The organism is Oceanisphaera submarina (assembly GCF_046521305.1).
Lineage (GTDB): Bacteria > Pseudomonadota > Gammaproteobacteria > Enterobacterales > Aeromonadaceae > Oceanimonas > Oceanimonas submarina.
Genome location: NZ_JBKGFN010000007.1, coordinates 82457 through 95545, shown reverse-complemented (window position 1 = coordinate 95545; position 13089 = coordinate 82457). Strand labels below are relative to the sequence as shown.

Sequence of the window (13089 nt, the reverse complement as noted above, 5' to 3'; positions counted from 1 at the left end):
GCCATGGTGTTTGTTATTAATTTAACGCTTATGGCGTACCGCTTTGTGTTCGCTTTTTACTGTTTGCTCTTGAAATCCTCCCGGCCAGCCCCATCTTTCTGTACATAAGTCAAACCCAAGCAAGGAACATGAAGATGTCAGAAGCTGTGCATACCGAAACTCATGGTTTTCAAACCGAAGTCAAACAACTGCTCAACCTGATGGCCCACAGCCTCTATTCCAATAAAGAGGTGTTTCTGCGCGAGCTGGTGTCCAACGCCGCCGACGCCGCCGACAAGCTGCGCTTCAAGGCGCTGTCCGACAGCGCCCTCTACGAAGCAGACGGTAATCTGCGAGTACGTCTGGTGCTGGACAAAGACAACAAGACCCTGACCATTTCCGACAACGGCATCGGCATGAGCCGGGACGAGGTTATCGAGCACCTGGGCACCATCGCCAAGTCCGGCACCAAGGCCTTCTTCGGTCAGCTGTCTGGCGATCAGGCCAAAGACTCTCAGCTGATCGGCCAGTTCGGCGTAGGCTTCTACTCGGCCTTTATCGTGGCCGACAAGGTGACTGTGCTCAGCCGAGCCGCCGGCCAGCCCACCGACAGGGGAGTGCGCTGGGAGTCCGATGGTGACGGCAGCTTCACCGTGGCCGACATCGACAAACCCGGTCGCGGCACCGACGTGATACTGCACCTGCGTGAAGCCGAGCTGGAATTTCTCGACGACTGGCGCCTGCGCAGCATCATCGGCAAATATTCCGATCACATCAGCATCGCCGTGGAAATGTGGAAAGACGGCGAGCCCGAGCAAACCGACGAAGACGGCACCGTTACCTCTCCCGCCACCGAAGGCGAGTGGGAGCAGGTAAACAAGGCGACCGCCCTGTGGACCCGTTCCAAGGGCGAGGTGAGTGATGAGGAATACCAGGAACTCTACAAGCACATTTCCCACGACTGGCAGGATGCCCTGGCCTGGAGCCACAACAAGGTTGAAGGCAACCAGGAATACACCAGCCTGCTGTATGTGCCGGCCAAGGCGCCGTTCGACATGTGGAACCGGGATCAGAGCCACGGCCTCAAGCTGTATGTGCAGCGGGTGTTCATCATGGATGACGCCGAGCAGTTTATGCCAACATACTTGCGGTTCGTGAAAGGCGTGCTCGACTCCAACGATCTGCCGCTGAACGTGTCGCGCGAAATTCTGCAGGACAACAAGATCACCGCCCAGTTGCGCAAGGCCTGCAGCAAGCGGGTACTGACCATGCTGGAGCAGATGGCGAAGAACGATGCCGACAAATACCAGGGCTTCTGGAAAGAATTCGGCAACGTGCTGAAGGAAGGTCCGGCCGAAGACTACGGCAACCGGGAGCAAATCGCCGGTCTGCTGCGCTTCGCCAGCACCCATAACGACTCCGACGCCCAGACAGTGTCGCTGGAAGACTACATGGCGCGCATGAAGGAAGGTCAGGACAAGATCTATTACATTACCGCCGACAGCTATGCTGCCGCCAGCCACAGCCCGCACCTGGAAATCTTCAAGAAGAAGGGCATCGAAGTGCTGCTGATGTGGGAGCGGGTTGACGAATGGCTGATGAACCACCTGAGCGACTTCAAGGACAAGCAGTTCGTGTCCGTGACCAAGGGGGAACTGGATCTGGGCGAGCTGGACGACGAAGAAACCAAGAAAGCCCAGGAAGAAGCGAAAGAAGCGCTGGCGCCGCTGCTGGAACGGGTAAAAAACGCCCTGGGTGAAGAGATAAAGGAAGTGCGTCTGACCCATCGTCTGACCAGCACGCCTTCGTGTGTGGTGGCCGATGATCACGACATGAGCACCCAGATGATCAAGCTGATGCGGTCTGCCGGTCAGCCGGTGCCGGAGCAGAAATACATTCTGGAGCTGAACCCCGAGCATACCCTGGTGAAAAAACTGGAAACGCTGGCGGAAGGCGATCAGTTCAAGGAATGGTCCCAGTTGCTGCTGGAGCAGGCACAGCTGGCCGAGCAGGGCGGTCTGAAAGATCCCGCCGCCTTCGTGGCCCGGGTAAATCGCCTGCTGCTGGGCTGATAGCCCCGCTGAATAACCCAAAAACCCGGCCAGGCGCCGGGTTTTTTATTTCTCCGCGCCATGTAGTGTAGCCGGCGCTTCAGCTGCCGGGCAGACGCTGCCGGTTTTTGCAGATATGGTGCTGTTTATCGCAGTCAGCATAAGGCTCCCGGGAGGGTTTGGCTTCAATCTAGTCAATAGGTCTAACTGGACCCTGCTGTGACTTGTCCCCATGGCGGTGTCGTGACACAATCGTGCCCCAAATTATGAAATAACTAATCAAGAAGAGGACGCTGTTATGCGCATCGTTTTGTTGGGTGCTCCGGGCGCGGGCAAGGGAACGCAGGCTCAGTTCATCATGGAAAAGTTCGGCATTCCGCAAATTTCCACCGGTGACATGCTGCGTGCCGCTATCAAGGCCGGCACTCCGCTTGGTTTGAAAGCGAAGGAAGTGATGGATCAGGGCCAGCTGGTATCCGACGATCTGATCATCGGTCTGGTCAAGGAACGCATCAGCCAGGATGATTGTGCCAAGGGCTTTTTGCTCGATGGCTTCCCGCGCACCATTCCTCAGGCCGACGCCATGAAGGAAGCCGGTGTGGCGGTGGACTTTGTGCTGGAATTCGCCGTACCGGACGAAGAAATCGTCAAGCGCATGAGCGGTCGTCGGGTGCATCCGGGCTCTGGTCGGGTATATCACCTGATTTACAATCCGCCCAAGGTGGAAGGCAAGGATGATGTGACCGGCGAAGAGCTGGTGATCCGTGTCGACGATGAAGAAGGTACGGTGCGCAAGCGTCTGGGCGTATATCACGAGCAGACGGCACCGCTGATCGACTACTACAAGCAAGCCGCCGCTGCCGGCGAGACTCGTCATTATAAAGTCGATGGCACCCAGTCAGTTGACACCGTCAGCAAAGAGCTGGCCGACATCCTGTCCTGATCTCATCGTGTTAGCCGGGCGCCTCTTGCGCCCGGTTTCTTTTGTACCGCTTCTATTCCGCTTTTTCAGACATGGGTAACAAAGTGAAAACAGGTGTTTTACTGGTTAACCTGGGTACCCCGACCGCTCCCACCGCCAAGGCCGTAAAGACCTTTCTCGGACAATTTCTGCATGACCACAGAGTGGTTGATGTTCCCAGAGCAATATGGTGTCCGGTATTGCACGGCGTGATACTGCCGTTCCGTTCCCCCAAAGTGGCCAAACTCTATCAATCCATCTGGTGGCCAGAAGGATCGCCGTTGATGGTGGTTAGTCGGCGTCAGCAGGCGGGCCTGAGTGCGGCGCTGCAAGAGGCGGGAATCGATATGCCGGTGGCACTCGGCATGAGCTACGGCGAGCCGTCTATTGGCACTGCCTGGCAGGAGCTGAAAGATGCCGGCGTCGACCGGATCATTATTCTGCCGTTGTATCCGCAGTATTCGGTCAGCACTACCGCCTCGGTATTCGACAGCTGGGCCCGGCTGATGAAGCCGGAGCGGATGCTGCCGGCGTTTCGCTTTATTCGCGATTATCATGATCATCGTGGTTATATTCAGGCGTTGGCGGAGTCGGTGCGTGATCACTGGGACGCCGAGGGCCGCACCGATTTGCTGTTGCTGTCTTACCATGGCATTCCCAAGCGGTTCGAAGACGAAGGCGACCCCTATGGTCACCAGTGTCATAGGACCTCCGAGCTGGTGGCGGCCGAGCTTGGCCTGGAGCGTCATGAGTGGCGTACTACCTTTCAGTCTCGTTTTGGGCGCGAGCCCTGGCTGCAGCCCTATACGGACGAAACCATGAAGGCACTGCCGGGCGAGGGCACCAAAAAGGTGAGTGTGATTTGCCCTGCCTTTTCGGCCGATTGCCTTGAAACCCTGGAAGAAATTGCCGAGCAGAATAAAGAGATCTTCATGAAAGCCGGCGGCGAGGCCTATCACTACATTCCCGCCCTCAACGACAATCCCGCCCATATCCGCATGATGATGGATCTGGTCTGCCGGGAGCTGGTGTAAGCACATCCAGCAGCTATTGGCGCCGCTGTTCTGAATGGGTCACCTCCGCGAAGGCGGAGAACCATGGCACAGGGCGCAGGATTCCCGCCTTCGTGGGAATGACGGCGAGAAACATTGATGAAAAGGGTCGGCGTCATTAAAAATGACGCCGACCCTTTTTTAGTGGCGCTATGCGGACTGTAGCTGCAGGCTGGTGTTTTCGATCACATGGCGGGCAAAGCCACTGCCGGCTTCTTCGTAAATGTTGAAGATGTCGTCTGCCCCCATGTCGCGCAGCTGAGCGCCTTCTTCCGAATAGCAGATAATGGCGGCCACCTTGCCTTTGAAATGGTTGTGGCGGATCTGCTCCAGGGCGTAGAGGTTACCCGCATGATTCGGCATGGCCAGGAAGATGTATTCCAGTTGTTCGCTGATGTTGGTCTTGTCCCAGAAATCCGAGTCGGATGCATCGCCTTCGATGGCGTTGATGTTCAGCTCCTGCAGCAGGTTGATTTTTTTCTTGTCGCTGTCTATACCCAGCAGCTGACCCGGATAGCTGCTTTCCAGCTCCATGTAGGCACCCTGGCCGATGCGGCCCATGCCGATAATCAAGACCCTGGCGTCGCCCAGCTGAATGGGCATGTCGTCCGGGTGCAGTTGCGATGATTCTTTGGGCTGGAAGCGATTCATCAAGCGGCGATAGATGTTTTCATTTTCGGCGTTCAGTGGCGCCGAGATCATGAAGGACACCGCCAGCGCGATGGAGGCGACGATCGCCCAGTCGTTGCTGAGCAGCCCCTGCTTGGCCGCCAGGGCGGCCACGATAAGACCGAACTCGGAATAGTTGCTCAGGCTGAAGGTGGCCAGCAACGAGGTACGAATACGCAGGCCGTAACGATTGTACATCAGGTAGTAAATCAGGCTTTTCAGCGGCAGTACCAGCAGCAGTATGGCGGCAATCCACAGGGCGTCCATGGTGGGCATGCCGTTCAGGCCTATGCTCAGGAAAAACGCCACCAGAAACAGCTCTTTCATGTTGAACAGGGACTTGGCCAGCGCCGAGGCGCTGTAATGGGAGGCCAGCATCATGCCGATGATAAGTGCCCCCAGATCGCCCTTGAGACCGACCAGCTCGAAGCCACCCACGCCCACCACAAGCGCCAGAAACACCGCAAACAGGGTTTGCAATTCGCCGTGACCGCTTCTCTCCAGCACCCTGAAGAACAGCGGCCGCAGCAGTGGCAGCAGCACCAGCAGGCCCAGAGCCCAGGGGCTGGGCACCTTGCCGCTGGAAACGGTTAAAAATGCCACCGCGAACAGATCCTGCATCACCAGCACGCCGATGGCGATACGACCATAGAAGGTGTTCATGTCGCTGCGTTCTTCCAGCACCTTGACCGCAAAGACGGTGCTGGAAAAGCTGAGCGCAAAGCCCATCAGCATGGCCTGACGCCATTCCAGTTCCAGCGCCAGGCTGAAGCCGATGGTTTTCACCGCCAGCAGTACCCCGGTAAACAGCAGGGTCGAAAAAACGATATGGCCGGTGGCCGTGCCCCAGACTTCTTTCTTGAGCAGGGTCTTGATGTCCAGCTTGAGCCCTATGCTGAACAGCAGCAGGGTTACCCCCAGGTTGGCGAGGGTGTCGAGGGTAGCGTTGCTTTCATAGCCAATGGCGTTGAGCACGAAGCCTGCCGCCAGAAAGCCAATCAGCGGGGGCAGGTTAATCAGATAAACGGCCAGGCCGCAGCCAAAGGCAATAGCGATAAAAATCGGGTCCATTAGTGCTTCTTATTACTGAGTCAGAACAGGTCGATATCGGCGACGGAAGAATAAATATGCTGCGGACGGAAGGGCATCTTGTCAATGTCCGCGATTTGGCTGACACCCGTCAATACCAGTACGGTTTCGAGCCCGGCCTGAAACCCCGCCAGGATGTCCGTTTTCAGGTTATCACCCACAATCAGGGTGTTTTCGGAATGGGCATCCATGTGATTGAGCGCGGCGCGCACTATCCAAGCGCTGGGCTTGCCGACGTAAAACGGTTTCTTGCCGGTCATGCGTTCTATGGGGGCACAAAGGGCGCCACAGGCCGGATGCATGTTGGGGCCGTGGGTATCCGGGTTGGTGGCGATAAAGCTGGCGCCGTCGGCGACGAAGCGGGCGGCCATTTGGATCATGCTCCAGTTGTAGTTGCGGGTCTCGCCCACCACCACAAAGTCCGGATCTATATCGGTAATGGTAAAGCCGGCCTTGTACAGTTCGTGGATCAGTGCGCCTTCACCGATGACGTAGGCTTTTTCGCCGTTTTGTCGCTTGAGAAAGTCGGCGGTGGCCATGGCCGAGGTATAGAAGCTGCTTTCCGGTACTTCGATGCCGGCGGAATAAAAACGGTTTTGCAGATCCTTGGGCGTCTGTGCCGGGTAATTGGTGAGAAACAGCAGGTTGATATCCTGTTCCAGCACCCGGCGTACAAAGGCGTCGGCGCCGGGAATTAAATCGTTGTTATGCAGTATGACGCCGTCGATATCACAAATCAGGTTTTTCTTATGCACTCATGCTCTCCTTGAGGCCCGTGTCGCGTAGGTTGAAGCCAGCTTCTACTTTCTTCCTACTGTCATCGCAGCTTATGACAAATTGATGACCATAGTCATCGTTTTATTACTTTCTCACGCAGCTAAACAGGGGGCCGAGTTGATTTATGCGATAGCCAATGGTGGTGGTGCGTCGCTGCACATAGGCCGATGGCCGACCTGCGTTGTATTGTCGGGGATTGGGCAATACCGCCGCCAGCAAGGCGGCCTGATGACGACCGAGGTTGGCGGCAGAGGTATTGAAATAGGCCCGGGCGGCGGCCTCGGCGCCATAGATGCCGGGGCCGAATTCGGCGATGTTCAGATATAGGGTCATGATGCGGTCTTTCGGTAATACCAGCTCCAGCATGGGGGTATAAATCGCCTCCAGCAGCTTGCGGGTGACGCTGCGGCCCGGCCACAGATAGAGATTTTTGGCGGTTTGCATGGTAATGGTACTGCCGCCGCGCAGCCGGCCTTCGTCCCTGAATTCGTTGAATACATCATTGAAGGCATCCCAGTCAAAGCCCCGATGGCGGCAGAACTTGTTGTCTTCGGAGGCAATCACCGCCATTTTCAGATGGTGGGAAATACGGGATGAAGATTGCCAGTCTTTGGCCAGTGACTCGCCTTCAAACAGGCGGATCACCATCAGTGGAGTTACCGGCACCGGTACGTAGCGATAGAGTAAAGTCAGCAGCAAGGGACCCAGGATCACCAGGCCCAGCAACCAGAGTACACAACGTTTTAAAAAAGAGATCATCGATAGGGTGTTCCCATGGTGGTGTTTGTACGAGTACGCTGGCGTTGACCCGAATGAGACAATTTTTTGACCTTTCGGTTATTCTTTGGCGGCAGCGGTGACTCAATTTTTGTTATCTTTAACCTAATGGTTTTCGGATTTGACTCGAGCCACCGGTTTATAAACAGCGGAGAAACGCCATGTCCACGTTTATCAGTGAATTGCCCAAGGTGGAACTGCATCTGCACATAGAGGGAACCCTGGAGCCTGAAATGGTGTTTTCCCTGGCCAGGCGCAATGGTATCACCCTCGATTACAAGGATGAAAGTGCCCTCAAGGCGGCCTATCGGTTTGAAGACCTGCAATCGTTTCTCGATGTCTACTATCAGGGCATGCAGGTACTGGTCACCGAACAGGACTTTTTCGACCTGACCTGGGCTTATCTGTGTCGGGCCCATGCCGAGCGGGTGCGCCATGCAGAGATTTTCTTCGACCCCCAGGCTCATACCGGGCGGGGTGTCCCCCTGGCGGTGGTGGTGAGCGGTATAGTCAGGGCGCTGGAGCAGGCCCGGCAGCAATGGGGGCTGACCAGCCGTCTGATCATGTCGTTTTTGCGTCACCTGTCGCAGGAGTCGGCCTTCGACACATTGCACCATGCCGAACCCTTCCGCCAGCAACTGTCGGGTATCGGTCTCGACTCGGCGGAAAAAAACAATCCGCCGACCAAGTTCACCCAGGTTTATGCGGCCGCCCGGGAGCAGGGTTATCGGCTGGTGGCCCATGCGGGCGAAGAAGGGCCGGCCGGCTATATTCGCGATGCACTGGATATTCTCAAGGTGGAACGCATAGATCACGGGGTGGCGGCCATTACCGACACGCCCCTGATGGCACGGCTGGCGCAGGAACGCATTCCTCTTACCGTGTGTCCGCTGTCCAATCTCAAGCTCAAGGTCATAGATACCATGGCGGAGCACCCCATGCTTCAGTTGCTGCATGCGGGCCTGTGTGTGACGGTCAATTCCGATGACCCGGCCTACTTCGGTGGTTACATGAATGCCAACTATGAGGCATTGCAGCAGGGGCTGGGGGCCAGCAACGAAGACTTGCTGCAGCTGGCGATGAACGGGGTGGAAGCCTGCTGGTTGTCGCCGGAAGAAAAGGCGGTGCTGACGCGAGAGCTCAATGCCTATGGCGAGCAAGCCGGCATCACATTAAAGCATTAAAGAGTTGGTTACAGGCGCCGATAACATGCGTAACGATGAACAGGAGAGCTGACGTGCGCATTATTTCTGTAGTTGCAGGGTTGACCCTGTGCGCCGGTGTCTGGGCCCAACCCCGCACCTATATGGCGAATATGGATCAGTCTTTGTGGCGGCTCACCTCGGACTCGGCGGTGCAATGCCGTCTGGAACATCCTATTCCCGGTTTTGGTACCGGTAGCTTTATCAGCCGGGCGTCCAAAAACATCAACCTGGTGTTTGAGCTTCACCCGTTGCGGGCCGTGCCGCGCACCCAGTCGGCCGCGCTGAAGAGCGAATCGCCGCAATGGCAACCGGGGCGTGCGGCACGCAGCCTGAGCAACGTTACTTTTTATCAGCAGTTCGATGCCATGGTCGAGCAACAGTCGGCCTGGGTGATGCTGGACGAGCTGAGTGAGGGCCGCTGGCCGACTTTTTATTTCGATGACTGGTATCGTAATGGCCAGCTCACCGGGGTGGGCCTGTCGTCGGTCAACTTTCGTGCCCGTTATGCCGCCTTCCTCGACTGCCAGACTAACCTGTTGCCCTACAGCTTCGAGGATATCTCCTTCAGCGTGCTCAATTATGTCAACAATAACGACGTACTGACTGCCCATTCCAGCCAGCGGTTGGCGATGATTGCCGAATATGTGAAGGCCGATCCCAACATCGGTGAGGTGGTGATCAACACCTATACCGACAGTTTTGGTACCGCCAGTCACAACAAGCAATTGTCGCAACGTCGTGCCGAGGCCATCAAGGCACACTTCATGAGCATAGGCCTGCCGGAAGACACCATCAGCCTGGAAGGGCACGGCGAGCGCCGTCCCATTGCCGACAACCGTACGCCCGAAGGGCGTAACACCAACCGACGTGTGGTCATCAGCCTCGGTCACGGTCGGCTGTAAGCCATTTTCGATGGCAAAGGGCTTGCCATCATTCGATCCAGGTCACAACACTGACTCATTCGACGCCTTATTATCTCGCTTCCTGTTTTTTAAGCTAAAGAAGAGAGTCATTGATGTCACAAGCCCCCATTTCTTCTCCCCGTCAGTCGGTCGACGCCATCACCCAGATCGATCACCCCAGAGTCAGGGTCACCGAGTTGCGTTTCCCGGCCCACAGCGAAACTCGCTGGCATCGGCATCAGCACGACTATGTGATAGTGCAGATGACCGGCGGCGAGCTGCAGCTGGAAACGCCGGACGGGGACAAGCGCTTCCCGCTGGAGTGCGGTAAAACCTATTATCGGGACAAGGGTAACGAGCATAACGTGATTAACGACAGCGAGCGGGAAGTGGTATTGCTGGAAATCGAGCTTCTGGACTGAGTTAGCAATAAATAATCGCTTGGCGCCGATGTTGGTTGGCTTTTAACACCGCCTTAGGTAGTTTATGGCCTTTTCTTGTTAGGGATTCAACATGACCTGGTTGATGTACCTGGCTCTGGGCGCCTTTGCTGGCACCCTGGCCGGACTGTTTGGGGTGGGCGGTGGGCTCATTATCGTGCCGGTGCTGATTATCAGCTTTAAATTGCAGGGTATCGGCGGCGATCTGGTGACTCATATGGCGGTAGGCACTTCGCTGGCCACCATCATGTTTACCTCGCTGAGTGCCATTCATACCCACCATGGCCGCAGGGCCATCGACTGGCGCCTGGCGGCGTTGTTGTCCGTCGGCATAGTGGTGGGTGCCTGGCTGGGCGGTTATACCGCCGACAAGCTATCGGGACCCCTGTTGCAGCGCCTGATTGGTCTGTTCGCCTGGCTGATGGCGGCGCAGATGCTGTTTGGTTTGGCACCCAGCGGCGGTGCTCGGTTGCCCGGCAAGCCGGTGCAGGTGGCGGTGGGCGGTGTGATTGGCTGGGCCTCGGGCATCTTCGGCATCGGTGGCGGCTCTCTGACGGTACCGTTTCTCAGCTGGTGCTCTGTGCCCATGCAGCGGGCGGTGGCGGTATCGTCGGTATGCGGCTTTCCCATTGCATTGGTGGGGGCACTCAGCTACGTGGTGCACGGCATGGCGCATCAGGGCTTGCCGGACGAAGCCTGGGGTTACGTTTATCTGCCGGCGATGATCGGCATCAGTCTGGCCAGCATGCCGTTCGCCCGTTTAGGCGCCATACTGGCGCATAAACTCTCGGCTCCGGTACTGAAGCGCGCCTTTGCGATATTCCTGTTGCTGGTCGGCGCCAAATTCCTGTTTTTCCCGGGTTAATGCCTTTGGTCGAATAAATTCGACCCGAGCCCGTTGGTGCCATGTTAAAAAAATACCGAGCGGTTGGGCTCGGTATTTTTTCTGACGGCCTACGGCTTTTTACTTCGTTCTTTGGCGATCAGCCAGTCGTCGATACGGGCCACCAGCCACATGACCAGCAGGCCGGTGGAGATCGTCAGCAGATATTCCATCCAGCTCATCGTTTTCTTATCTCCCGGATTCCCGCTTCATAACGGCCTTCGTCGGTATCGACCTGGGTCTGAAAATATTTCAAAAACCACATGTACTGCTCGGGCCACTCGGTGAGCAGGGTCTCTATTTCCGCGTTCATCGCCCGGGTATCGGCGGCAATATCGTTGGTGGGGTAGGGTGCCATGGCCGGGCGAAGGATAAGCTCGTAGCGATGCCGTTCGGCGTTGTAGACGCTGAGCACCGGTATTACCCTGGCGCCGGTCAGTTTCACCAGCTTGGGCAGGGCCGGCAGGGTAGCCTTGAGCTCGGCGAAAAAGGGCACGAAGAGGCTGGCTTCCCGGCCGTGATCCTGATCCGGCAGGTAGAAAAAATGTTTGCCATTCTTGATGGTTTTTATCACCGCCTTGATGCCGGCGTCGCGCTCGTAAACGATGCCGTTGAAACGTGCACGCTGACGATTGATAAACCAGTCAAACACCTGGTTCTTGGCGCTGTGCATCATGGTGCACATGGGCAGGCCTAGTGACGTAAGGTACAGCCCCCCGGCGTCGATAGCCCAGGTATGGGGGATCATGAAGATGATTTTTTCATCTGCCGCCAGGCAGGCATCCAGATGCTCCCGGCCCTGCACCACGAAGCGGCCTTGCAGGTAGTCACGGCTGCGGGCGGTCCACTCGCCATAGCCCATAAAGGTCATCAGGCCGGCACGAATGGAATGAAGCAGCATCTGCTCTACCTTATCGGCGGGCAGCGCGGGAAAGCACAGCCGGATATTGGTACGGGCGATATAACACTGCTTTTTGGCAAGCCTCACCAGCAAGGGGGCGAAAGCGCCGGCAAAGGCGTCGCGTGCACGTAGCGGCAGCCAGGCCAGAAGCCACAGACAGCCAATGGCCAGCCAGGTTAGCCAGTATCTGGGGTGCAGATAATGACGTTTGAATTCAAGGTCATAAACGGGATCGGACCCAGACATAACAACATCCTTTTTCTGGTAAGGCGCAAGTGTAAAAAAAAAACGGCGTTAAATCATCTGTTACGCCGGGGGCGGAAGTAATCCCGGTTCTGATAAAAGGCCGGCTCTTCGTTGGCCGGCCACCAGCCGGGGATGCCCAGCAATGGCAACGGCAACAGCGGGCGTGGCCGATCGAACAGCGTATCCTGCTCAAGATGTTCTGCCAGCCGGGCATCCAGCAGCGGATAACGGGCGGCGGCGGGCAATGAAAAAAAGACGGTGTCCATTTCCAGCACCACACATTTTCCGGTCATGCCGATAAAGGGCGCCAGTGCCTGTTCGTACAGTGCATGGCCGAAGATAAAGGACTGCCAGTTATTCCCCCATCGATCACGCTCGCTAATAAACAGCCGCTGCCAGTCGTGCTCGCGCAGCCAGTGTTCTGCCTCGGCTTTATCCGATACCGCCAGCACCAGACCACATTCGTCGAAGTGGGTCACCCGGTCTCGCCGGGGCGTGCGCTTGCCGAAGCCGTTGGCCGCGATATCTTCCATGTGCAGCCGGTTGAGCAACGCCTTGGTGCGGGGAAACAGCGCCCAGATAACGGCACCAAAAAAATCATGCCAGTTGGCGGCACGGGTCGGGACCATGCCCTGAGCCACTGCCTGCTCGTAGTAACAGTTCAGCTCGGCAAAACGGCCATCATCGATAAAGTGCACCGGCAAGTCGGCGGCCAGCTGCCGGTTCAGCTCGGCCAGGGTGGGCCACTGCGGTGTGCTGGTGTCGATGAGATCGGCAAGCTGTGCCAGTACACCATTGCGCCCGGTAACATGGGGATCCCAGTCCATTATCACTACCTGCATGGATGAAAACGCGCAAGCATACCCCTAGTCGGGGCCGAGATCATCTTTGGGGGCGAGTTCCGGTGCATGAGATGGCAATTCGGTGGCAGTTCTACGTCGGCCAAAGGACCCGCTCCGCCGACACGCCGAGCAAGCTCGCCCCATGGGGGCTCTCTGTTTCATCCTTGAAACAGAAGGTCGTCGGAACAGATCCCTTTGTCCTCACTAATTCGCCGGTGTTGCCTGTTGGCGCCGTCTGCGTACAACTGTGTTGTCTCTAGATTACGGGAATTGGCTTACACAAGGCTGAAAAGAAAAGGCAGCCTCTCGGCTGCC

The 13089-nt window shown here is 56.9% G+C and carries 12 protein-coding genes; 7 read left to right on the top strand and 5 right to left on the bottom strand.

Annotation, left to right across the window (positions count from 1 at the left end; translation table 11 throughout):
* Positions 1-134: 134 nt before the first annotated feature.
* From htpG to hemH, 3 genes are all read left to right on the top strand, one after another.
* On the top strand, positions 135-2051 hold the full coding sequence (htpG, locus tag ACLEIV_RS08800) for a molecular chaperone HtpG (RefSeq protein WP_410456281.1): 1917 nt from the start codon (positions 135-137) through the stop codon (positions 2049-2051).
* 277 nt (positions 2052-2328) lie between these two features.
* Positions 2329-2973 carry an adenylate kinase gene (gene adk, locus ACLEIV_RS08795; RefSeq protein WP_410456280.1) on the top strand — a complete coding sequence of 215 codons (645 nt, stop codon included), beginning with the start codon at positions 2329-2331 and terminating at the stop codon, positions 2971-2973.
* Positions 2974-3056: 83 nt separating this feature from the next.
* Positions 3057-4025 (top strand): ferrochelatase, encoded by a 969-nt coding sequence (gene hemH / locus ACLEIV_RS08790; RefSeq protein WP_410456279.1) that lies wholly within the window; start codon positions 3057-3059, stop codon positions 4023-4025.
* Positions 4026-4193: 168 nt separating this feature from the next.
* Here the strand turns inward: hemH and ACLEIV_RS08785 are convergent, their stop codons facing one another.
* The 3 genes from ACLEIV_RS08785 to mtgA all read right to left on the bottom strand — a co-directional run bounded on the left by ACLEIV_RS08785 (position 4194) and on the right by mtgA (position 7337).
* Positions 4194-5783 carry a cation:proton antiporter domain-containing protein gene (locus ACLEIV_RS08785; RefSeq protein WP_410456278.1) on the bottom strand — a complete coding sequence of 530 codons (1590 nt, stop codon included), beginning with the start codon at positions 5781-5783 and terminating at the stop codon, positions 4194-4196.
* Between the two features lie 20 nt (positions 5784-5803).
* Positions 5804-6556 carry an HAD-IIA family hydrolase gene (locus ACLEIV_RS08780; RefSeq protein ID WP_410456277.1) on the bottom strand — a complete coding sequence of 251 codons (753 nt, stop codon included), beginning with the start codon at positions 6554-6556 and terminating at the stop codon, positions 5804-5806.
* Between the two features lie 106 nt (positions 6557-6662).
* On the bottom strand, positions 6663-7337 hold the full coding sequence (mtgA, locus tag ACLEIV_RS08775) for a monofunctional biosynthetic peptidoglycan transglycosylase (RefSeq protein ID WP_410456276.1): 675 nt from the start codon (positions 7335-7337) through the stop codon (positions 6663-6665).
* Positions 7338-7516: 179 nt separating this feature from the next.
* Between mtgA and ACLEIV_RS08770 the strand changes: the two genes are divergently transcribed.
* The 4 genes from ACLEIV_RS08770 to ACLEIV_RS08755 all read left to right on the top strand — a co-directional run bounded on the left by ACLEIV_RS08770 (position 7517) and on the right by ACLEIV_RS08755 (position 10767).
* Complete coding sequence (locus ACLEIV_RS08770; RefSeq protein ID WP_410456275.1) at positions 7517-8539, top strand: adenosine deaminase; 1023 nt, start codon at positions 7517-7519, stop codon at positions 8537-8539.
* A 53-nt stretch (positions 8540-8592) separates the two neighbouring features.
* A complete protein-coding gene (locus tag ACLEIV_RS08765; protein WP_410456274.1) occupies positions 8593-9462 on the top strand; it encodes an OmpA family protein in 870 nt (289 codons plus the stop codon).
* Positions 9463-9575: 113 nt separating this feature from the next.
* Complete coding sequence (locus tag ACLEIV_RS08760; protein ID WP_410456273.1) at positions 9576-9884, top strand: cupin domain-containing protein; 309 nt, start codon at positions 9576-9578, stop codon at positions 9882-9884.
* Positions 9885-9975: 91 nt separating this feature from the next.
* Positions 9976-10767 (top strand): sulfite exporter TauE/SafE family protein, encoded by a 792-nt coding sequence (locus ACLEIV_RS08755; protein WP_410456272.1) that lies wholly within the window; start codon positions 9976-9978, stop codon positions 10765-10767.
* 196 nt (positions 10768-10963) lie between these two features.
* Here the strand turns inward: ACLEIV_RS08755 and lpxM are convergent, their stop codons facing one another.
* Both lpxM and ACLEIV_RS08745 read right to left on the bottom strand, forming a co-directional pair.
* On the bottom strand, positions 10964-11932 hold the full coding sequence (gene lpxM / locus ACLEIV_RS08750; protein WP_410456271.1) for a lauroyl-Kdo(2)-lipid IV(A) myristoyltransferase: 969 nt from the start codon (positions 11930-11932) through the stop codon (positions 10964-10966).
* 53 nt (positions 11933-11985) lie between these two features.
* Positions 11986-12759: a DUF3025 domain-containing protein gene (locus tag ACLEIV_RS08745; RefSeq protein ID WP_410456270.1), complete on the bottom strand. Its 774-nt coding sequence runs from the start codon at positions 12757-12759 to the stop codon at positions 11986-11988.
* Positions 12760-13089: the final 330 nt, after the last annotated feature.